The organism is Microlunatus sp. YIM B11417 (assembly GCF_059617205.1).
In genome coordinates this window covers 23,760-44,315 of record NZ_JCAMPJ010000004.1, presented here as the reverse complement: position 1 = coordinate 44,315, position 20,556 = coordinate 23,760, and the positions used below count along the sequence as shown (strand labels likewise).

Genomic DNA, 20,556 nt, shown 5'->3' with positions numbered 1-20,556 from the left:
CGATGGCCACAGTCACCGCGGACCGGGCCCCGGCCACAGCGCGCCGGCGCCCGATGTCCCGCCAGACCAAGAGCAACATCAAATGGGGTTTGATCTTCTGCTCACCGGCGATCGCCGGCTTGTTGATCTTCACCGCCTACCCGGTGCTGCGCTCGCTGCAGGCGAGCTTCACCTCCGGCACCATGCTGACGCCGGGCCGCTGGCTCGGCTTCGACAACTACGCCGACCTGTTCGGTGATTCGATCTTCTGGCAGGCGATGGGGAACACGGTCTACATCCTCATCTGGTCGGTGCCGCTCGGCATCGTCACCGCACTGTCGCTGGCCCTGTTGCTGAACCTCAACGTCCGTGGGCGATCGGTCTATCGGGTGATCTTCTTCATCCCGAGCATCGTGCCGCTGGTCGCCTCCGCCGTGATCTGGTCCTACGTGTTCAACCCGCAGTACGGCGTGCTGAATTCGATCTTGGGCAAGATCGGCATCGACGGCCCGTCCTGGCTGGCCGATCCGGACTGGGCCAAGCCCGCCTTGATCATCATGGCGGTCTGGGGCGTCGGCAACCTGATGGTGATCATGCTCGCCGGTGTGCAGGACGTGCCGGTGCAGCTCTACGAGCAGGCCAAGATCGACGGCGCCGGGGTCTTCTCCCGGTTCCGGCACGTGACGCTGCCGTTCATGTCGCCGCATCTGCTGTTCGCGTTGGTGACCGGCCTGATCGCCGGGTTCCAGTACTTCACCGAGGTTTTCGTGCTGACCAGCGGCACCGGCAGCCCGGCCGGGTCCACCATGGTCGCGGGGATGTACCTGTATCAGAACATCTTCGCGTTCTTCAAGGTCGGCTACGCCAGCGCGATGGCCTGGGTCCTGTTCGTCCTCGCGGCCGTCTGTGCGGTGATCGTCTTCCGTACCGTCGGCCGCCGGGTCTACTACGGGGGGAACTGATCATGTCGAACACCGTTGCCGACGACGCCGTCCTCGGTGAACAGCGCGAGCAGACCCTGGCCGACGTGGGCCGTCGTGATCTTGAAGTGCGGCGCCGACCGTTCTGGTCCCGACTGCTCACCGGCCTGGCCAAGCATGCCGTCCTGATCGGCCTGTCGATCATCTTCCTGATCCCGTTGATTTGGATGGCGACCGGCGCCTTCAAGACCGCCGCCGACCTGAACGCCAGCCCGATCGTCTGGATCCCGGACGAGATCACCTTCGACAACTTCGCCCAGGCCGGACAGTTGTTCCCGCTGGCGCAGTACTTCCTCAACACGGTGATCATCTCGCTGCTCTCGGTGATCGGCGCCGTGATCTCCTCGGCCATGGTCGGGTACGGCCTGGCCCGGATCGAGTGGCCGGGCCGGAACGTGCTGTTCGTGATCATCCTGGCGACGATGATGATCCCGTTCTACGTGACGATGTTCCCGGCGTTCGAGATCTTCCGGACCTTCGGCCTGACCAACACGTGGGTCCCGTTGATCTTGCCGCACTGGCTCGGCGTGCCGGTCTACATCTTCCTGCTCCGGCAGTTCCTCCGGTCGCTGCCGAAGGAGTTGTCGGAGAGCGCCCGGATCGACGGTGCGAACGAGTGGCAGATCTTCACCCGGGTGATCCTGCCCTTGATCAAACCGGCCCTGGTGGCCGTCGGGCTGTTCCAGTTCCTGGTGTCCTGGAACGACTTCCTCGGCCCGCTGATCTACCTGACCGACCCGAACCTCTACACGATCTCGCTCGGCCTGAACTTCTTCAAGGGCGAGTACGCGACCGAGTTCGGCCCGCTGATGGCGGTCAGCACGCTCGCCGTGCTGCCGGTGATCATCCTGTTCTTCATCGCCCAGCGCACGTTCATCCAGGGCATCACCCTGACCGGCGTCAAGGGGTAGTGGAACTACACCATTCGAGCTACCTTTACACCATGGCACTGAACATCAAGGACGCCAGGACCGAGGAGCTGGCTGCCGAGGTCGCCCGCCTCACCTCGGACACGAAGACCGGGGCGATCCGAAGCGCGCTCGAGGAGCGGCTCGAACGGGTGCTCCGGGCGCATCAACGCGGCGCCCGGACGGATCGGCTGCGTCGGTTCCTGGTGGACGAGGCGTGGCCGCAGCTTCCCCTCGAAGTCCGCGGGGTGGAGATCACCAAGGCCGAGCGGGAGGAGCTTCTCGGTACCGCGTCTGAGGGTGTGTGACCACACCCTCAGCGATGGTGCTGGACTCCTCGGCCCTGATCGCCGTGCTGACGGCCGAGCCGGCCAGCAAGAAATTGATCGACAGGCTCAGCGAGGCGACCACGATCCGGGTCGGCGCGCCGGCCTTGGTCGAGGCCGGGATCGTCCTGGTGGCTCGGATCGGGCTGCCCGGAAAGACCTTGCTGGCCAGGTTCGTCGAGGAGGCGGGCGTCGAGGTCGTCCCGATGGACGATCGGCATTGGACGGTCGCCGTGGATGCGTTCGCCCGCTATGGCAAGGGACGGCACCCTGCGGCCCTGAACTTCGGTGACTGCCTCACCTACGCGGTCGCCCGGCTGTCCGGAGATCCGCTGCTCTGCCTCGGCGACGACTTTCCACAGACCGATGTTGATCTTGTGGATGACGGCAGCTGATCAAGATCAAAAAAGATCCCCTGCGGCACGGCTGGGACCGTGCCGCAGGGGATCTCTGGTGTTACGGAGCGCTACGTCAGCGACGGAGGATCAGAAGGCCTTGCCGGCCTCTTGCCCCTCGCTGACCGCGGCCGCCTTGCGCTCGGCGACCTTGCCCTTCAGCTCGACCAGCCGGTCCTCCGGGGCAGCCCGGCGAGCGGCGGCCGGCGGCTGCAGGTCGACGAACTGACCGGACAGCGCGCCGCGGACCCGGTTGTCCGCACCGACCGGAGCCGGGTCGTTGCCCTCGCCACCGAGGTTGCCGCGGATGATGTTGCCGATCACCGCGACGCCGCCGTTGTTGTTGGCGATGGTGACGTTGCCGCCGAAGTAGTTCACATCGGAGCAGTCGTCGATCAGGCTGCCGCCGCCCACCTGAACGGTGCCGTTGCCGTCGAAGGTCGCCGCGCCGTCGATCTCGCTGCCACAGACGACGGAGCCGTCGACGTTGCCGGTGACGGTCAGGCCGCCGGTCAGGGTGGTGTCGATCACGTCGGCGTACGCGGTGCCGGCGCCGGACACCGAACCGGCGACGCTGCTGCCGCCGACGTACAGCTCACCGGAGGCGGACTGCACGTTCTTGGTGATCTTGCTGTCCTCGAAGTACGCGAACGGGACGATCGTCTCGTCGCTCGGCGCCTGGCCCGCGTAGCCGGCCGACAGCGTGGACGCCCCGAAGGTGACGCCGTAGCCGCCGCGGCTGGTGACCTTGCCGGCCACCGTGGTGTTGTAAGCGTCGAGGTAGCCGTCCTCGGCCACCACGACGACACCCTTGAAGACGCCGTCGGTGACGACCAGATCTGCCCCGGCCTGGACGGTCACCTTTCCTTCCACCGTGGTGCCCTCGAGGACACAGGACTTGCCGGCCGGGACGACGAGATCGCCGGGCACGGTGACCGCGCCGCCGGTGCCGACGCACCGGGTGACGAGATCGGCGGAGGCCGTGGTGGTGACGGCTCCGGCCAGAGCGATGCCGGCCAACGAGGCCAGCGCAAGGACGGTACGCGCTTTCATGATCGACTTTCCCCCTCGGTGATGAACGACGCAGCTGCGCGCTGTGACAGGGCGACACTGCTCGATCGACATTTCCACAGACTTGACGCTTGCTATCGGTTGCATGACGCGCGAACGACAGAGCGTCGACTGAAGGTAACCCGGCCCTAAGTGGCCGTCAATGGATCGGCACAAGTGTTCCAATAACTCACGAGCGCTGTCCGACGAATTCAAATCCAGGCCCGGAACTGCTGGCATATCGAGCCGATTCTTGATTGAATCGAGATCAATCATCAGATGAATTCGGAGGAGCGTAGGCGATGACGCAGGACCACGCATGGTTCACCCACGACCGGTTCGGGATGTTCGTCCACTGGGGGTTGTACGCGCTGCCGGCGCGGCACGAGTGGGTGATGCATCGCGAGCAGACCCGGATCGCCGACTACGAGCGCTACCTGCGCTACTTCGAGGCCGATCTGTACGACCCGGAGCAGTGGGCGGCGACAGCCAAGGAAGCCGGCATGAAGTACGTCGTGCTGACCACGAAGCACCACGAGGGCTTCTGCCTCTGGGACTCCAAGCTGACCGACTACAAGATCACCAACACCCCGCACGGCAAGGACGCGATCCGCCCCTACGTCGAGGCGCTGCGCGCGGCCGGGCTGAAGGTCGGGTTCTACCACTCGCTGATCGACTGGCATCACCCCGACTACACGATCGACGTGATCAATCCGCGGCGCGAGGACGACGACATCCCGCAGCAGAACGAGGGCCGCGACATGGCCCGCTACCGGGAGTACCTGCACGGCCAGGTCCGCGAGCTGCTCACCGACTACGGCCAGATCGACTACCTGTTCTTCGACTTCTCCTACCCCGGCCGGGAGCACCCGAACGGGGGCGCGCCGGGCAAGGGCCACGAGGACTGGGACTCGGAGAAGCTGATGGCGCTCTGCCGGGAGCTGCAGCCGAACATCGTGATCAACGACCGGCTGGACATCCCGGGCGACCTGGTCACGCCGGAGCAGTACCAGCCGAGCGGCCCGATGCTGGAGGACGGCAAGCCGGTGGTCTGGGAGGCGTGCCAGACCCTGAACGGGAGCTGGGGCTACGACCGGGACAACGACGACTACAAGTCGCCCGAGTTGTTGATCAAGATGCTGATCGACGGCGTCTCCAAGGGTGGCAACCTGCTGCTCAACGTCGGCCCGACCGGCCGCGGCGAGATCGATCCGCGGGCGCGCGCCTCGCTGGCCGAGATCGGCGACTGGATGGCGTACAACAGCAGGTCGATCTACGGCGCCGGTCCGTCCGAGTTCACCGCTCCGGTGGACTGCCGCTACACCCAGCGCGGTGACCGGCTCTACCTGCACCTGTTCTCGTGGCCGCTGAAGCACGTCCACCTGAGCGGGCTGGGCGGCAAGGTCGAGTACGCACAGTTCCTGCACGACGCGTCCGAGATCGCCTTCTCGGAGGCGGATCCACACGCCGTCGCGCAGAACACCAGCCCCGGCGCGGAGTCGGAGGGCACGGTCACCCTGACCCTGCCGGTCCGGCCGCCCAACGTCGCCGTGCCGGTCGTCGAGATCTTCCTGAAGTAGGTCCGCCCGATGGCGGATGCGCGTGCCTCGGTCCGGACCGCGCATCCGCCCCGACCCGGGCACCGGAAATGGCGTGCAGGGGGTTGAATCATCGGGTTGACTGTCGGCATGTCTGCACGTACTGCGCCGCATCGGGCGACCCCGGAACTCCGTACCGTCACCGAGGAGACCCGGGAGGACTATCTCAAGGCCGTCTCGCGGGGGTTCCACGACACCTTCAACGCCGACGACTGGGGCCCCGGCGTCGAACAGATCGAGCCGGAGCGGAACTTCGGCTTCACGGTCGACGGGCGCTGGGTGTCCAGCACCGGTGCGTACACGCGGGTGATGACGACGCCCGGCGGCTCGGTCCCGGTGGCCGCGGTCACCGTGGTGACGGTGGCGCCCGGCTATCGCCGGCGCGGGTTGCTGACCCAGATGATGCGGCACCAACTGACCCAGGACGTGATCGCCCGCGGGACCGAACCGCTGGCGCTGCTGTGGGCGTCCGAATCTCTGATCTACGGCCGCTTCGGGTACGGCCGGACCACCTCGCAGCTGAGCATCTCCGGCGCGACCCGGGACATGACATTCCTGCCTGGCGTCGACCTCGGCGACGGGTCGGTCGACGAGGTGAGCAAGGACGAGGCGCTGTCGGTGGCGCCCGGGGTACGGGAGAGCTTCCTGGCCGACCGGCCCGGCGCGCTGAACCGGACCAAGCTCGAATGGGACTCGATCGCGCACGATCCGGAGAACCGGCGCCGCGGCAACTCGGAACGGCGTTACCTGCTGCACTTCGCGGCCGACGGGACCCCGGACGGATACGCCGCCTTCCGGACCAAGTGGACCGACGACGGCGGCGAGGTCATGATCAACGAGCTCGATGCCGCGACCCCGCAGGGCTATGCCCGGCTGTGGCGGTTCCTGCTGGACCTGGACCTGATCCGGAAGTTCCGCTTCCACAGCGTGCCGACCGACGAGCCGCTGCGTCAGCTGGTCGCCGATCAGCGGGCGATCAAGACCGAGTGGCACGACGCGACGTACGCCCGGCTGACCGACCTGACCCGGGCCCTGGCGGCCCGCAAGTACGCGACCGACCTGGACGTGGTCTTCGACGTCGCCGATCCGTTCCTGCCGGACCTGGCCGGTCGCTACCGGTTGCAGGGCGGGCCGGAGGGCGCGGAGGTGACCCGGACCGATGCGGCCGCCGACCTCAGCCTGAACGTGCGCGATCTCGGCGCGATCTACCTCGGCGGCACGCCGCTGACCGCGCTGCACCGGGCCGGCCTGATCGGGGAGCACACGCCCGGCAGCGTGCAGGCCACCACCCTCGCGTTCAGCTGGCCGCGCGCCCCGCACTGCCCGGACGACTTCTGATCATCCCCTTCGTTCCCTGAGCCTGTCGAAGGGCCAGGCCCGTTGTGGCTCGCGCTTCGACAAGCTCAGGGAGCGTCGTGGTCACGGCGGGTGCTGACGGTGACGTCCGAGACGTCGACCGTGCCCTCGCCGGCGAAGACTCCGAGCCGGCCGGAGCGGTGGTCGTACACGCGCGCACTCAGCACCACAGCGTCGTCGATCACCGCCACCAGCACGGAGCCGTCCATGATCAACTCGATCGTGTGCTGGCCGGGCGGTAGCGGGCAGGGGCGTTCCAGTTCGATCGCGTACGGGACGTCGCCGGACAGCTGCCACTGCTCGTCGCCGATGCGTCGCCGCGGCCAGCGATCCAGGACGACCCGGTTCCGCCGCGGTTCCAGCCGGAGCCGGTAGCCGATCTCACCTTCGGCGTCGGTTCGCAGCAGCAGCCCGCACTCGGTGACCGGGTCCGTCCAGGTGAACCGCGCCGTGATCCGGGTGGTCCCGGGCAGGTCGACGTCGTCGACGGCGACGGCCAGCCCGGCCGCCGCCAGCCGGCGCGGATCCGCGAGACTCGTCGGCACCGAGGTCGCGAAGCTCGCGGTCAGCTCCGGCGGCAGCCCGAAGGCGAGCGTGCCGTCCGGCCGCTGCCGGGCCTCCACGATCGACAGCGTCCCGGCCCACTGGTACGCGCCGTCGTCGGAATCCCCTTCCCTGGTGGCGATCCAGCCGCAGAAGAAGCGCCGCTCGCCGTCGCCGACCGACTTCGCGGCGTAGTAGGCCCGGCCGTCGATCGCATCGGACTCGGGCACCAGCCAGGGGCCGTCCGGGTCGCGCGCCAGCCGGTACCGGGTGGTGAAGGACTCGGAGAACTCGGAGTAGACGAGATACCACCAGTCGCCGATCCGGAACACGTCCGGGCACTCGAGGGCGAGGTAGCGGCCGGGGCTCCAGAACGGCTCGGCCGGCCGCCAGGTCACCAGGTCGGCCGAGGTGAGCTGGGCGATCACGCCGCGCCGCCGGTCCGGACCGGTGTCGTGCCGGGCCGAGACGAGCATCCGCCACTCCTGGTCAGGCCCGGTCCGGAAGACGAACGGGTCCCGCCAGTCCGCGGTCTCGTAGCCGGCCGTCGGACGCACCGCGAAGTCCGGCTCCTTCTGCCAGGTGATCAGTTCCTGATCGCCGGTCGCGTGCAGCACCACCTGTTCCGGTTGGCCGTCCGGGCCGAGCCGGTGTGGATTGTGGCCGGTGTAGAACAAGTGCGCCCGGTCGCCGTCGATCACCACGGAACCCGTGTAGGCGTTGAAATCCAGGGCCTCCGTGCCGCCGCTGGGCAGCACTACGCCGTGATCATGGAAGCGGACGAAGTCGGTGGTCGACACCAGCGCCCAGGGCATACCTCCGGGGTCCCCGCGACCTTGTTCGGGGGAGCGCAGCGGAGGAGAAGAAGGTCGTGGGGTGGTGGGGCCGCCGGCGCGCGTCTCGTACAGGTAGAACAGCCAGAACCGGCCGTGGTGCCGGAACGGGATGACGTCACCGACCCAGGCTCCGGGCGGCCCGAAGAACACGTCAGACACAGGGAACACCTCGGACACAACTCCTCCTCGTCGAGCACTTGACACGTGTCAGGTCCTGGGAGACAGTAAAGCATCCGAAGACCTGACACGTGTCAGGAATCGACGAGTTCACAGGGAGGTGAACCCATGGTCGACCTTTCCCGCCGAGCCGTGATCGGCGCACTCGGCGCCACCGCGGTCGGTACCGCGCTCTCCTGGCCGCGGCTGACCGCCCAGGACATCCCGGGCCGCGGCGAGGACGTGCTCACGATCTGCCTGTTCGGCACCGCGCAGGACGCCGCCGCCCGATCGCAGTTGGTCGCCGCGTTCCGGGAACGGCATCCCGACATCCGGGTCCAGATCCGTCCGATCCAGGGCGTCGACTGGAGCGACTTCCTGGCCAAGATCCTGACCCTGGTCGCGGCCGGTACGCCACCGGACCTGGTGCTGGTTGCCACCGAGGGCACCCAGCTGTTCGCCGAACGGCTGGGCGAACCGCTGGATCCCTATGTCCGCAGGGATGCCGACGAACTGCGCGACTACTTCGCCGACGTGCACCCGGCGCTGGTGGAGTCGTTCATGTACCAGGGCAGCCTGTTCCAGGTGCCGAACGGCTTCAACGCGGCCAACCTCTACTACAACGCCGAGCTGTTCCGTGCGGCGGGGCTGGACCGGCCCGCCGACGACTGGACGGCCGAGGACTTCCGGGACACGGCACGGGCCCTGACCCGGGCGGCCGGTCCCGACTTCCGGGCGTTCTTCTGGACCAACCGGCTCTGGGGCGGTGTCGTGCCGTGGCTGTATGTCAACGACACCTCAATCCTGTCCACCCGGAGGATGCCGGGCGGGGACTGGCTCTGGTCGGACTTCTATCCCGAGGAGACCGGCCGGGGCGGCGGCTTCGCGTACGAGCAGTCGAATGCCCTGGATCCGCGGGTGGAGGAGAGCTTCGCGTACCTGGCCGAGCTGACTGCCGAAGGTCTGGGCAGCTCGCCGGCCCAGGGCGGCGGGTCGGAGCTGGTGTCCCGGTTCGCCCGCGGCCACATCGGCATGACGCCGGCCGGCGGCTTCTGGATGGACGGACTCTACGAGGGCGGCATGTCGTCCGAGCAGTACGACGTCTGCTACTTCCCCCGGATGCGCGGCCAGCGGCATCAGTTCGGCGCCGACGGGTACGCGATCATGCGCGAATCGCCGCGCAAGGACGCGGCCTGGGAGTGGATCAGGTTCTGCCTCACCCCGGAGGCGGTCCGGCTGGCCATTCCGACACCGAACACCACGCCGGCCCGCCGCTCGGTGATCACCGAGGACTGGCTTCAGGGCCGCGGACCGAAGCACTGGAAGGTCTTCTACGACACCCTGGACAAGTTCGGCGACACGGCGCCGATCCCGGCACCACCGAACCAGGCGGCCGTGGAGACGGCCATGATCAAACACGTTCAGTCGGCCGTCACCGGTCCGCCGCAGAACCTGCGCCGTGTGCTCGGCGCGATGGACCGCGACCTGACCCGAGCCCTGCGGAGGTCCTCATGATCACCACGGCGAATCCCGGCCGTCGACGCAACCAACGCCGCCTGCTGGCCGCGGTCTTCCTCGCGCCGACCATGATCGGCATCGGCGTCTTCGTCCTGATCCCGATCGTCGCCTCGCTGGTGCTGGCGTTCTTCCGCTGGGACGTGATCAGCACGCCGGAGTTCATCGGGCTGGACAACTTCGCCTCGATCGGCGCCGACCCGACGGTGCGGACCAGCTTCCTCAACACGTTCGGCTTCGTGATCATCGCCGTGCTGCTTCAGCTGGCCCTGTCGCTCGGCCTGGCCATGCTGGTGCAGGGCCGGCTGCCGGGCTGGCTCCGGACCTTCTTCCGGTCCTCGCTGTTCTTCCCGTTGATCTTGTCCGCTGCTTCGGTGTCGTTGGTGATGGCGTACCTGTTCAACCAGGAGTTCGGGCTGGTCAATGCCGTGCTACGGGCGATCGGGCTGCCGGCCGTGGGCTGGCTGACCACGCCGACCGGCGCCACCGCCGTGGTGATCGCCGTCTACGTCTGGCAGAACTTCGGCTTCACCTTCCTGCTCTTCCTGGGTGGACTGGCCGGTATCCCGCGGGACGTCTACGAGGCCTCGGCGATCGACGGGGCCCGAGGCTGGAGTCAGTTCCGGCACGTCACCCTGCCGCTGGTCTCACCGACCCTCCTGGTCGCGTCGGTGATGGCGGTGATCAGCGCGCTGCAGATCTTCGACCAGCCGTACGTGCTCACTCGCGGCGGCCCGGAGGACGCCACCCGGACCGCGGTCATGGTGATCTTCGAGACCGCCTTCCGGCAGCTCGAGTTCGGCCGCGCCTCCGCGATCGGGCTGCTGTTGACCTTGATCATCATCGCCGCCACGGCGGCCCAGTTCGTGATCAGCCGCCGGCTGGTCTTCTACCAGTGAGGAGTTGATCATGACGACACTCACCAGCACGCCGACCCGACTGGCCGCACCCGTCACTGGGCCGGTCCGGCGGAGTCCACGACACGTGATCACGCCGGCCGACGTGGCCCGACTGATCGGCCTGGTCGTCGCGACCGCGCTCACCCTCGGGCCGGTGCTCTGGACGCTGTGGACCGCGCTCACCCCGCTGGACACCGAGACCGGGCAGCGCGTCTTCAGTATCGCCGCGTTCGCCGACGTCCTGGACCAGGTCAACCTGGGCCTGCTGGTCTGGAACTCCGCGCTGGTCACGATCCTGGTCGCGGTAGGCCAGATGATCACTGCGGCGATGGCGGGCTACGTCTTCGCCAAGATCGAGTTCCGCGGCCGGCGGTTGTTGTTCGGCCTGGTGCTGGCCACCATGATGGTGCCGCTGCAGGTGACCATCGTGCCGGTCTTCATGCTGCTCCGCGGGATGGGCCTGGCCGACACCCTGCTGGCGTTGATCGTGCCCGCGCTGCCGACGGCCTTCGGCACCTTCCTGATGCGGCAGTACTTCCTCACCCTGCCGACCGAGCTGGGCGAGGCGGCCGAGATCGACGGTGCAGGTCCGTGGCGCACCTTCTTCCTGGTCTACGCGCCGCTCGCCGCACCGGGCCTGGCGATCGTCGGGATCCTGGCCTTCAACTATCACTGGAACGAGTTCTTCCGGCCGTTGATCTTGACCATCAGCGAGGAGAACTTCACGCTGCCGCTCGGCCTGGTGTCGCTGCAGGGCAACCTCGGTACCGGGTCGGTGGCCACCGTGCTGGCCGGCGTGGTGATCTCGATGATCCCCGCCTTGATCGTTTTCGTCTTCGGGCAGCGGCCGCTGCGCGAGGGCCTGACCGCAGGGAGTGGCAAGTGACCGATCCGTTCTTCCCCAGGCTGCATCCGCGCCCGGACCGCGGCTGGATCAACGACCCGAACGGGCTGGCCCGGATCGACGACCGCTGGCACGTCTTCTTCCAGTGGAATCCGGAGTCGATGCGGCACGAACGGATCCACTGGGGCCACGCCTCGTCGCCGGATCTGCTGCACTGGCGGATCGAACGAGCGGCGCTGGCACCGCGAGCCGGCCGTCCCGACGCGTACGGCTGTTACACGGGTTGCCTGGTCGACGACGACGGCACACCGACCGCGGTCTACTCGGCGGTGACCGGCCGGTCCGGCCGGTCCGACGTGCTGCTGGCCCGCGCGGAGGACGGCTCGGGGGAGTGGCGCCAGGATGATCATCCGGTGCTGCCGATGCCGGCGGACCCGCGATTCTCCGATGTGCGGGACCCGTTCCTGTTCGAGTTCGATGATCATCGCTGGGCGATCATCGGGGCCGGCCGGCCGGGTGGCGATCCAGCCGTGCTGGCGTACCGGGTGGACAAGCTGACCGACTGGGTGCCGGCCGGGACCCTGCTGGACCACACCGATCCGGTCGCCGCGGAGTCCGCGCCGGCCGACATCTGGGAGTGCCCGAACCTGGTCCGGGTGGACGGCCGGTGGGTCCTCATCGTGTCGCTCTGGCGCGCCGTCGACAGTCCCGAGCAGCGGGAGCTGTCCGGGGTCCGGGCGCTGATCGGCGACCTCGAGCGCGACGGTGATCAACTCAGGTTCCGGGCGGAGAGCTGCGGACCGGTGGACGCCGGGCCCGCGTTCTACGCGCCGCAGGTCCTCGCCGCCGAGGGCCGCGCCCTGCTCTGGGGCTGGTCCTGGGAGTTGCGGAGCCCGGGGGACGCGGCGGCCGCGGGCTGGGCGGGCAGCCTCACCCATCCGCGTGAGCTGGCGATCCGGGACGGCCGGTTGACCAGTCGGCCGGCGCGCGAGCTCGAGGCCCTGATCGGGGCGAAGCTCACCGGGCCCACGGCCCCTTCGTTCCTGGTCCGGTTCGCCGGGCCCGGGACGCTCGTCGCCGACGGTGCTCCGGTGCTCACGGTGGACGAGCCGACCGAGGTGTGGGTGGACGGCTCCGTGGTGGAGGCCTTTCCCTCGTCCGGCATCCCCTCCACGACCCGCGGCTATCCCGCCGAGGGCTGGAGTGTCACCGGAGCCGCCGACGTGTACGAACTCCGGCTGCCTGGAGACCGTACGGAATAGGGTGACCGCATGCCGACCAGAGCGACCGCGAAGGACGTCGCCCGCCGGGCCGGAGTCTCCCGGTCGGCCGTCTCGATGGTGCTGAACGGCCACGGTGCCGGAAACATCGCCGCCGACAAGCAGGAGGCGATCCGGCGGGCCGCCGCCGAGCTGGCGTACCAGCCGAACCGGGCGGCCGTGAACCTGCGTCGGCAACGGACCCACACGATCGGCGTGATCACCGACGCGATCGCCAGCCACGCCTTTGCGGGCGCGCTGCTGACCGGTGCCGCCGAAGCGGCCCTGGCGCGCGGTTACGTACCGTTGGTGATCGACACCGGCGACGACCCGGACCGGGAGCGGCAGGCCGTGGCGACGCTGCAGGAGCGTCAGGTCGACGGCTTCCTGTTCGCCGCGATGTCCTTGCGCTCCTGGGATCTCGGCGAACCGGCCGAGGCCGGCACCGCGGTCCTGGCCGATGCGATCGACCCGGCCGGTCGGGTCGCCGCGTTCGTACCGGACGAGGTGGCCGGCGGCCGAGCGGCCTGTCAGGAATTGATCGACCACGGCCACACCAAGATCACCGCGCTGGTCGGGGCGGCGAGCTCCCTGGCGGCCGAGCGACGTTGGCAGGGCCATCGCGACGCCCTGCGGACGGCCGGGCTGAAACCGGGCCGCCCGGTCCGGACCGGCTGGACCATCCGGGACGGCTACGAAGCGGCACACCGGGTGCTGGACCGGCCGGACCGGCCGACCGCGATCGCCTGCGCCAACGACCGGGTCGCCGTCGGGGTCGTGCTGGCCGCGCTCGGCCTCGGGCTCTCGGTGCCCGGCGACCTGTCGGTGATGGGGTACGACGACGACGAGAACGTCGCGCCCGAGATGGCCCCGGCCCTGACCACGGTCGCGCTGCCGCACCACGCGATGGGCTGGCAGGCGATGACCCGGCTGCTCGACGTCCTCGACGGCGCTCCCGCCGAGCCCTCCCTCACCCTCCTGCCCGGCCCCGTGATCCGCCGCGACTCGGTCGCCCCGCCAGCCCCCTGACGTTCCCACGCCGACCCCTCCCGCCCCGCCCGGCCCCGCCCGGCCCAGCCCGTCGGTTTTTCACGTCCCGTGAAAAACCGACGCTTTACCAACGAAGCTTCTCTGGTAAAGCGTGAACTTTTCACGTGACGTGAAAAACTGCGAACCCTTGGCAACTGATGGCAAGCGTTTGCCCCTCTCGTGGCTGCCCGCTTAGGGTCGGTTGGCGTGACCACGACGTGGACCTTGTCCGGTTTCGGGGACGAGATCGACCCGGATCCGGTGGTTCAGATCGCGGTCCTGCAGGCACTCGGCGCGCGGTACCTGGAGGTGCGCAGCGCCTGGCGGACCAATGTGGTCGAGTTCGATGATGATCAACTCACTCGGCTGCAGGCAATCCTCACCGAACGCGAGATGGGCGTCTCCGCGATCGCCTCGCCGATCGGCAAGGTCGACGTTGCGGCGCCGTTCGAGAACGAGCTGAAGCGGCTGGATGCGGCGATCAAGGCGGCCGAGCTGCTGGGCGCCGGGTTCATCCGGATCTTCTCCTTCTATCGGGCCGAGGGTGTCGCGGTCGAGTCGATCCGGGACCAGGTGATCGACCATCTCGGCGCCCTTGCCGACCGGGCCGCGCGGGCCGGGCTGGTGCTGCTGCACGAGAACGAGAAGCACATCTACGGCGACCTGCCGTCCCGGGTGCACGACCTGATCACCGCGGTCGACTCGCCGGCGCTCAAGATCGCCTGGGACAACGCCAACTTCGTCCAGTGCGGCGTGCGGCCCTACACCGACGGCTTCGATCTGCTCCAGCCGCACATCGCGTACCTGCAGGTCAAGGACGCCCGCGCCGCCGACGGCACGGTCGTCCCGGCCGGTCAGGGCGACGGCGAACTGGCCGAGACCGTCGCCGGGCTTCGCGATCATGGTTTCGACGGCTTCGCCTCGTTGGAGCCGCACCTCACGCTCGCCGGCCAGCTCGGCGGATTCTCCGGACCGGCTGCGTTCGGCACCGCAGCCCGCGCCTTCGCCCATCTCGCCGAAACCCAGGGAGTGAACCTTCGATGACGAGCCAAGCATCTCCGCGACCGGCTGGAGCCGGACCGACCCGGATCGTGATCATCGGCTGCGGGGTCATCGGCAAGCACCATGCCGTCGTCGCGACCCGGCACGCGGAGTTCGTGGTCGCCGGTCTGGTCGACACCGACCCGGCCGCGATGGAGAAGGTCGCGGACGCCGTGGTGGAACACGGCGGTGACCGGCCGAGCTCGTACGGGAGCATCGCCGAGGCGCTCGCCGCCGGAGCGGACCTGGCCGCGATCTGCACCCCGAGCGGGCTGCACATCGAGGAGGCCGAGGAGTGCCTGGCCGCCGGCGTGCACGTGGTGATCGAGAAGCCGCTCGACGTCAGCGTCCAGCGCGGGGTCGAGTTCGCCCGGCTGGTCGAGGCCGCCGAGCAGCGCGGCCAGGTGGTCAGCGTGATCAGCCAGCACCGGTTCGATCCGGGCAGCCAGGTGGTCCGCAAGATCATCGAAGAGAAGAAGCTCGGCACCGTCACGTCGGCGATGGCGAGCATGGCCTGGTTCCGCAGCCAGCAGTACTACGACTCCGGTGACTGGCGCGGCACCTGGGCGCTGGACGGCGGCGGTGCGGTGATGAACCAGGGCGTGCACACGGTTGACCTGCTGCGCTGGTTCCTCGGCCGGCCGTCCGAGATCTTCGCCCACACGGCGCAGCTGGCGCACGAGCGGATCGAGATCGAGGACACCGCGACGGCGACGATCCGGTTCGAGTCCGGTGCGCTGGCAGCGCTGCACCTGACCACGGCCGCCTACCCGGGCCTGACCGTCCGGCTGCAAGTGCACGGCTCGCTCGGCTCGGCGATCATCGACAACGACGAACTGAAATACCTGCACGCCGGCGACGGCGAGGTGGACGCGAACCTGCGCAGCGCCAAGTCCCGGGCCAACCAGGCCGAGGCCAGCAAGGCCGACGACGAGTTCTCCGGCAGCCGGAACGATCCGAACGCGTTCCTGGCCGGGCATCTGCGGCAGTACGACGACATCGCCGCGGCGATCAAGGACGGCGGCCGGCCGCTGGTCGACACCAACGAGGCGCTGCTCTCGCTGGCGCTGGTCCGGGCGATCTACGTGTCCGCCACGCTCGGCCAGCCGGTCGCGTTCGACGACGTGCTGAACGGCAAGTACGACGACGTCGAGGCCGTGATCAAGGGCCGTCCGGTCGACGTCGCGACGGACGCGTGAGTCTACGGAATCACTGAGGGACAAGGGATTCTCCGCCGATGAGCTCTCGCGCCGTACACCTCGGACTGGGTGCGTTCTTCCGCGCCCATCAGGCCTGGTACACCCACCGGGCCAACCAAGATCAGCCGGGCGATCCCTGGCTGATCACCGCCTTCACCGGCCGTCAGGTGGAGCTGGCCGCCACCCTCACCGCACAGGGGTGCCGCTACACCCTGATCGAGCGCGCCGCCGACGGTGATCATGGGACCGTGATCGAGAGTCTGGGCGCCGCCGTACCGGGTGGCGATCATGAGGCCTGGCTGGCCGCACTCGCCGATCCGGCGACCGGGGTGCTGACCAGCACGGTCACCGAAGCCGCCTATCGGATCCATGATCAGGACCCGGACCGGCTGGCCGCCGGGGAGCCCGGCATCTCTGCTCCGGCAAGAATCCTGGACGGGTTGCGGGCCCGCTTCCGGGCCGGTGGCGCGCCGCTCGCCGTGCTCTGCTGCGACAACCTGACCGACAACGGGACCATGCTCCGTGCCCGGGTGCTGGAGCTGGTCGGTGAGCTCGGCGGGGACGCCGGGCTGGCCGACTGGGTGGCCGAGTCGATCACGTTCCCGTCCAGCATGGTGGACCGGATCACTCCGGCCACCACGCCCGATGATCTTGTCGTCGCGAAGCGGCTGTCCGGTTGGGATGATCAAGCTCCGGTGGTGACCGAGCCGTTCAGCGAATGGGTGATCACCGACGACTTCCCGTCCGGGCGGCCGGCCTGGCACACCGCCGGGGTACGGCTGGTGGACGACGTGGAACCGTACGAGCAGCGAAAATTGTGGCTACTCAACGGAGCCCATTCGCTGCTCGCCTACTACGGGTTGCACCGCGGCCTGGCCACGGTCGCGGAGGCGATGGACGACCCGGCCTGCGTCGCCGCCATGGAGAACGTCTGGGCCGACGCTGCCGCCGTGCTGCCGTTCCAGGACTCGGAGATCACCGAAGCCACGGACGCTCTGCGGGAGCGGTTCGGGAATCCGCGGATCCAGCACCGGCTGGCCCAGATCGCCGCCGACGGCTCACAGAAGTTCCCGGTCCGGTTCGGTGAGGTCTACCGGCGCCGTCGGGCCGTCGGACTTGATCATGGAGACGGGCTGCCGCTCGCGGTGGCCGCCTGGATCCGGCACCTGGCCACCGACCAGGTCAAGGACGCCGGTGCCGCCGAGTTGATCACTCGGCTGAACGCCGCGAGCAGCGACGCCGACCGGGTCCGACTGGCCCTCGGCGTGCTCGGCCCGGATGCGGCCGACGATAATGATCTTGCCCGGGACACCGGAGCCCGGCTGACCGAGTTACAGGAGCACAAGTCGTGAAGATCGAACGCGCCGAGGTGATCGTCACCTCGCCGGACCGCAACTTCGTCACGCTGAAGTTGACCACCGACGACGGACTGACCGGACTCGGTGACGCCACCCTGAACGGCCGCGAGTTGTCCGTCGCGTCGTACCTGTCCGACCACGTGGTGCCGTTGTTGATCAACCGGGACGCGCACCGGATCGAGGACACCTGGCAGTTCCTCTACCGGAGCGCCTACTGGCGCCGCGGACCGGTCACCATGGCCGCCATCGCCGCCGTCGACGTGGCCCTGTGGGACATCAAGGCCAAGGCGGCCGGGATGCCGCTCTACCAGTTGCTCGGCGGGGCCAGCCGGAACGGCATCCTCGCCTACGGCCACGCCAGCGGCCCGACCACCGAGGCGTTGTTCGACAGCATCCGCTCCCATCAGGAGCAGGGCTATCGGGCGATCCGGGTGCAGACCGGCGTGCCCGGCCTGAAGGCGATCTACGGCGTCGCGGCCAACCAGACCGCCGAGGGCAACAAGGGCAAGCGGTACGACTACGAGCCGGCCCAGCGGGCCAACCTGCCGACCGAGGAGGACTGGGACACCCGGTCCTACCTGCGGCACCTGCCGAGCGTCTTCGAGGCAGTCCGCAACGAGTTCGGCCCGGAGTTGCCGCTGCTGCACGACGGCCACCACCGGATGACGCCGATCCAGGCCGCCAAGCTGGGCAAGGCGCTGGAGCCGTACGACCTGTTCTGGCTGGAGGACTGCACGCCGGCGGAGAACCAGGAGGCGCTCCGGCTGGTCCGGCAGCACACCACGACGCCGCTGGCGATCGGCGAGATCTTCAACACCGTCTGGGACTACCAGACCCTGATCCGCGAGCAGTTGATCGACTACGTGCGCAGCGCGGTCACCCACACCGGCGGCATCACGCAACTGAAGAAGATCTTGGAGTTCGCCGCGCAGTACCAGATCAAGTCCGGCATCCACGGCCCGACCGACATCTCGCCGGTCGGCATGGCCGCCGCCCTGCATCTTGATCTTGCGATCCACAACTTCGGGATCCAGGAGTACATGAAGCACGGCGACAAGACCAACGCCACGTTCCAGCAGACGTTCACGTTCGACGACGGCTACCTGCATCCGGGTGATCAGCCCGGGATCGGGGTCGAGCTCGACGTGGACGAGGCCGGCAAGTACCCGTACCAGACGGCCTATCTGCCGTTCAACCGGCTGGCCGACGGGACCGTACACGACTGGTGATCATGAACCGAAAGCCCTGAGTCTCGTCGTTGAGACTCAGGGCTTTCGGCTGTTCAGTGCCGTGTCGGCACTGGCTCAGATGCAGACGAGGCCGAGCAGGTCGATGATCTTGCAGTCCCGATCGTCGTCATCGTCGTCGTCGCCCTTGGGCGGCTTGGTCGGCTTGCTGGTCGGCTCCTTGGTGGGTTCCTTGGTCGGCTCCGGATCGTCGGTCGGCGTCGGCTTCCGCGTCGGTTCCGGATCCTCGGTCGGCTCGGGAGCCTTGGTGGTCGGCGCCTTGGTCGGCTCGGGATCCCGGGTCGGCTCAGGGGCCTTGGTCGGAGCCCTGGTGGGCTCCGGTTCCTTGGTCGACGGTGCCTTCGTCGGCTCCTTGACGGCCGGCGGCTTGGTCGGCTGAGTCTGCTTCGGCGCCGGCTTCCTGGTCTGAGTGTCCTTCGGCGTCGCGGTACGGCCTGCGGTGGATCGTCCGGTCGGCGCGCCCGTCTCGCCGGACGGTTCGCCGCGCTCGCCGGACTGTCCCTGCGGGGTGCGGGAGGTCTCCGGCGGTGGCGTCGGGTCCTGCGGCTCGTCGGTCGACGGCTGCTCGGTCGGCGGGGTGGCCGGCGGCTCGTTGGTCGTCGGCGGATCCGTCGGCTGCTGGTTCTGCTCGGCCTCCAGCCGGATCCGGTCCAGTTCCTCCTGCCGTTCCTTGGCCAGGCGCTCGGCCTCGGACCGGCCGGGTTCCTCGGCGCCGGCGCTCCAGACGCCCGGCAGGATGATCCGGCTACCGGGCGCGACACTCGAGTTGACCGGCTGGTGCTGACCGATCACGGCGGTCGTGCTGACCGCCAGCGACAGGCCGAAACCGGCGCCGATCACCAGGAGGCGCCGAAGGCCGGTCTTGCGGGGTGGTGGGGTGCCCTTGTGGTCGGGGGGTCCGCTCTGCGGGGGCGGTGCCGCCGCGCGTCGCGGGTTGGGTGAGTCGGATGAGGGTGTGGGTCGGCCTGACACCGAGTAGGACCTCCTCAACGCGCCATCGGGCCCCCTGCGCGTGTCCTGCTTCAACGGCGAACGTCCCCGATCAACGTCCGTTGTCAAACCTTCGGATCCGAGCGCCCTCCCATGGGTGCTCAGGGCACCCGGCTCGGATCCGAAGGGCTCAGACTACCGAGCCGCCCGGCCCACCGGAACCCTGCACAAGCCACCAGTTCGAGGAAGTTGTGCGGTGGGCGTTATCGTGGTGTTGAACGACAGGGGAGCGCCGTAGGGCGCTGAGAGTGCGACACATCGCAGACCCTCGAACCTGATCCGGTTGACACCGGCGTAGGGAGTCGGGCCTTTCTCGAGCCGCGACGGGCCACCGTCCGGCTTTCCCTTCCATCGACCGTTGGAAGGACCATGATCATGACCACCGAAACCACCTCGACCGACCCGCATCGCGCGGTCGGGCCGCTGTTGCGCTGGCGTACCGTCGATCTGATCACCGCCGTGATGATCGGCGTCGCGTTCGGCATCGCCTTCATCGGCTGGGCGCAGGTGAGCAACCTGACCGGACCGCTGTTCCTCGCTCTGCCGCCGCTGGCCGGGCTGCTCGGCGGATTCTGGTGGTTGCCGGCCGTCGTGGGCGGATTGATCATCCGCCGGCCCGGCGCGGCGCTGCTGGCCATGCTGGTCGGGGCGAGCGTCGAACCGCTGCTCGGCGGTCAGTGGGGCATCAGCACGCTCGGCTCCGGCCTGTTCCAGGGCATCGGCGTCGAGCTCGGCTTCCTGATCTTCGGCTACCGGCGGTTCACCGCCCTGTCGGCGATGCTCGGCGGGATTCTGGCCGGCCTGCTGGAGACGCCGTACGAGTGGCTGACCTACTACCAGGAATGGGCCGTGCCCTACATCCTGCTGTACGCGGTGACGATGATGATCTCCGGCGCCCTGCTCGGCGGCCTGGTCGGATTGGCCCTGGTCAAGGCACTCGCCGCGACCGGCGTGCTGGCACCGTTCCCGCCCGGCCGGGAGCGCGCCGCCGCGCATCAGGTGTAGGCGTGGAGCCGTTCCCGCGCACGGCAGTTCCGGTTCGGGGCTG

The 20,556-nt window shown here is 68.8% G+C and carries 19 protein-coding genes and 1 riboswitch; of the genes, 16 read left to right on the top strand and 3 right to left on the bottom strand.

Features of this window, described 5'->3' with window-relative positions; all coding sequences use genetic code 11:
* The first annotated feature begins 2 nt into the window (after positions 1-2).
* Genes AC6CCG_RS19765 through AC6CCG_RS19750 form a run of 4 tightly spaced genes read left to right on the top strand, consistent with a single transcriptional unit; the run spans position 3 to position 2,588 of the window.
* Positions 3-941 carry a carbohydrate ABC transporter permease gene (locus AC6CCG_RS19765; protein WP_496656341.1) on the top strand — a complete coding sequence of 313 codons (939 nt, stop codon included), beginning with the start codon at positions 3-5 and terminating at the stop codon, positions 939-941.
* Positions 942-943: 2 nt separating this feature from the next.
* Entirely contained in the window at positions 944-1,870 is a 927-nt protein-coding gene (locus AC6CCG_RS19760) for a carbohydrate ABC transporter permease (protein WP_496656340.1), read from the top strand.
* A 32-nt stretch (positions 1,871-1,902) separates the two neighbouring features.
* Positions 1,903-2,175 carry a type II toxin-antitoxin system VapB family antitoxin gene (locus AC6CCG_RS19755; protein ID WP_496656339.1) on the top strand — a complete coding sequence of 91 codons (273 nt, stop codon included), beginning with the start codon at positions 1,903-1,905 and terminating at the stop codon, positions 2,173-2,175.
* Complete coding sequence (locus tag AC6CCG_RS19750) at positions 2,172-2,588, top strand: type II toxin-antitoxin system VapC family toxin (protein ID WP_496656338.1); 417 nt, start codon at positions 2,172-2,174, stop codon at positions 2,586-2,588. Before AC6CCG_RS19755 ends, AC6CCG_RS19750 begins: the two co-directional genes overlap by 4 nt.
* 90 nt (positions 2,589-2,678) lie before the next feature.
* Here AC6CCG_RS19750 and AC6CCG_RS19745 read toward each other — a convergent pair whose 3' ends face one another.
* On the bottom strand, positions 2,679-3,641 hold the full coding sequence (locus tag AC6CCG_RS19745) for a hypothetical protein (protein WP_496656337.1): 963 nt from the start codon (positions 3,639-3,641) through the stop codon (positions 2,679-2,681).
* 299 nt (positions 3,642-3,940) lie between these two features.
* Between AC6CCG_RS19745 and AC6CCG_RS19740 the strand changes: the two genes are divergently transcribed.
* Positions 3,941-5,218, top strand: a complete 1,278-nt coding sequence (locus AC6CCG_RS19740) for an alpha-L-fucosidase (RefSeq protein ID WP_496656336.1) — start codon at positions 3,941-3,943, stop codon at positions 5,216-5,218.
* A gap of 108 nt (positions 5,219-5,326) precedes the next feature.
* Positions 5,327-6,574 (top strand): GNAT family N-acetyltransferase, encoded by a 1,248-nt coding sequence (locus AC6CCG_RS19735; protein WP_496656335.1) that lies wholly within the window; start codon positions 5,327-5,329, stop codon positions 6,572-6,574.
* A 65-nt stretch (positions 6,575-6,639) separates the two neighbouring features.
* Here AC6CCG_RS19735 and AC6CCG_RS19730 read toward each other — a convergent pair whose 3' ends face one another.
* The gene (locus tag AC6CCG_RS19730) at positions 6,640-8,130 is read right to left on the bottom strand and encodes a glycoside hydrolase (RefSeq protein WP_496656334.1); all 1,491 of its coding nucleotides are present in this window, start codon (positions 8,128-8,130) and stop codon (positions 6,640-6,642) included.
* Positions 8,131-8,256: 126 nt separating this feature from the next.
* Here AC6CCG_RS19730 and AC6CCG_RS19725 point away from each other — a divergent pair, with 126 nt between their 5' ends.
* The 9 genes from AC6CCG_RS19725 (at position 8,257) to manD (ending at position 18,500) form a co-directional block, all read left to right on the top strand.
* The gene (locus AC6CCG_RS19725; RefSeq protein ID WP_496656333.1) at positions 8,257-9,642 is read left to right on the top strand and encodes an ABC transporter substrate-binding protein; all 1,386 of its coding nucleotides are present in this window, start codon (positions 8,257-8,259) and stop codon (positions 9,640-9,642) included.
* A complete protein-coding gene (locus AC6CCG_RS19720; RefSeq protein ID WP_496656332.1) occupies positions 9,639-10,541 on the top strand; it encodes a carbohydrate ABC transporter permease in 903 nt (300 codons plus the stop codon). The genes AC6CCG_RS19725 and AC6CCG_RS19720 overlap by 4 nt, the downstream gene beginning before the upstream one ends.
* A gap of 10 nt (positions 10,542-10,551) precedes the next feature.
* Positions 10,552-11,427 (top strand): carbohydrate ABC transporter permease, encoded by an 876-nt coding sequence (locus tag AC6CCG_RS19715; RefSeq protein WP_496656331.1) that lies wholly within the window; start codon positions 10,552-10,554, stop codon positions 11,425-11,427.
* Positions 11,424-12,647, top strand: a complete 1,224-nt coding sequence (locus tag AC6CCG_RS19710) for a glycoside hydrolase family 32 protein (protein ID WP_496656330.1) — start codon at positions 11,424-11,426, stop codon at positions 12,645-12,647. The genes AC6CCG_RS19715 and AC6CCG_RS19710 overlap by 4 nt, the downstream gene beginning before the upstream one ends.
* 9 nt (positions 12,648-12,656) lie before the next feature.
* Entirely contained in the window at positions 12,657-13,673 is a 1,017-nt protein-coding gene (locus AC6CCG_RS19705; RefSeq protein WP_496656329.1) for a LacI family DNA-binding transcriptional regulator, read from the top strand.
* Positions 13,674-13,880: 207 nt separating this feature from the next.
* Positions 13,881-14,717 (top strand): sugar phosphate isomerase/epimerase family protein, encoded by an 837-nt coding sequence (locus tag AC6CCG_RS19700; protein ID WP_496656328.1) that lies wholly within the window; start codon positions 13,881-13,883, stop codon positions 14,715-14,717.
* Positions 14,714-15,913 (top strand): Gfo/Idh/MocA family protein, encoded by a 1,200-nt coding sequence (locus AC6CCG_RS19695; protein WP_496656326.1) that lies wholly within the window; start codon positions 14,714-14,716, stop codon positions 15,911-15,913. The genes AC6CCG_RS19700 and AC6CCG_RS19695 overlap by 4 nt, the downstream gene beginning before the upstream one ends.
* A 38-nt stretch (positions 15,914-15,951) precedes the next feature.
* Positions 15,952-17,265 carry a mannitol dehydrogenase family protein gene (locus tag AC6CCG_RS19690; RefSeq protein ID WP_496656325.1) on the top strand — a complete coding sequence of 438 codons (1,314 nt, stop codon included), beginning with the start codon at positions 15,952-15,954 and terminating at the stop codon, positions 17,263-17,265.
* A complete protein-coding gene (gene manD, locus AC6CCG_RS19685) occupies positions 17,262-18,500 on the top strand; it encodes a D-mannonate dehydratase ManD (RefSeq protein WP_496656324.1) in 1,239 nt (412 codons plus the stop codon). The genes AC6CCG_RS19690 and manD overlap by 4 nt, the downstream gene beginning before the upstream one ends.
* Positions 18,501-18,575: 75 nt before the next feature.
* Here manD and AC6CCG_RS19680 read toward each other — a convergent pair whose 3' ends face one another.
* A complete protein-coding gene (locus AC6CCG_RS19680; RefSeq protein WP_496656323.1) occupies positions 18,576-19,358 on the bottom strand; it encodes a hypothetical protein in 783 nt (260 codons plus the stop codon).
* A gap of 363 nt (positions 19,359-19,721) precedes the next feature.
* Positions 19,722-19,826, top strand: a riboswitch (TPP riboswitch).
* A 57-nt stretch (positions 19,827-19,883) separates the two neighbouring features.
* Here AC6CCG_RS19680 and AC6CCG_RS19675 point away from each other — a divergent pair.
* Positions 19,884-20,513: an ECF transporter S component gene (locus AC6CCG_RS19675; RefSeq protein WP_496656322.1), complete on the top strand. Its 630-nt coding sequence runs from the start codon at positions 19,884-19,886 to the stop codon at positions 20,511-20,513.
* Positions 20,514-20,556: the final 43 nt, after the last annotated feature.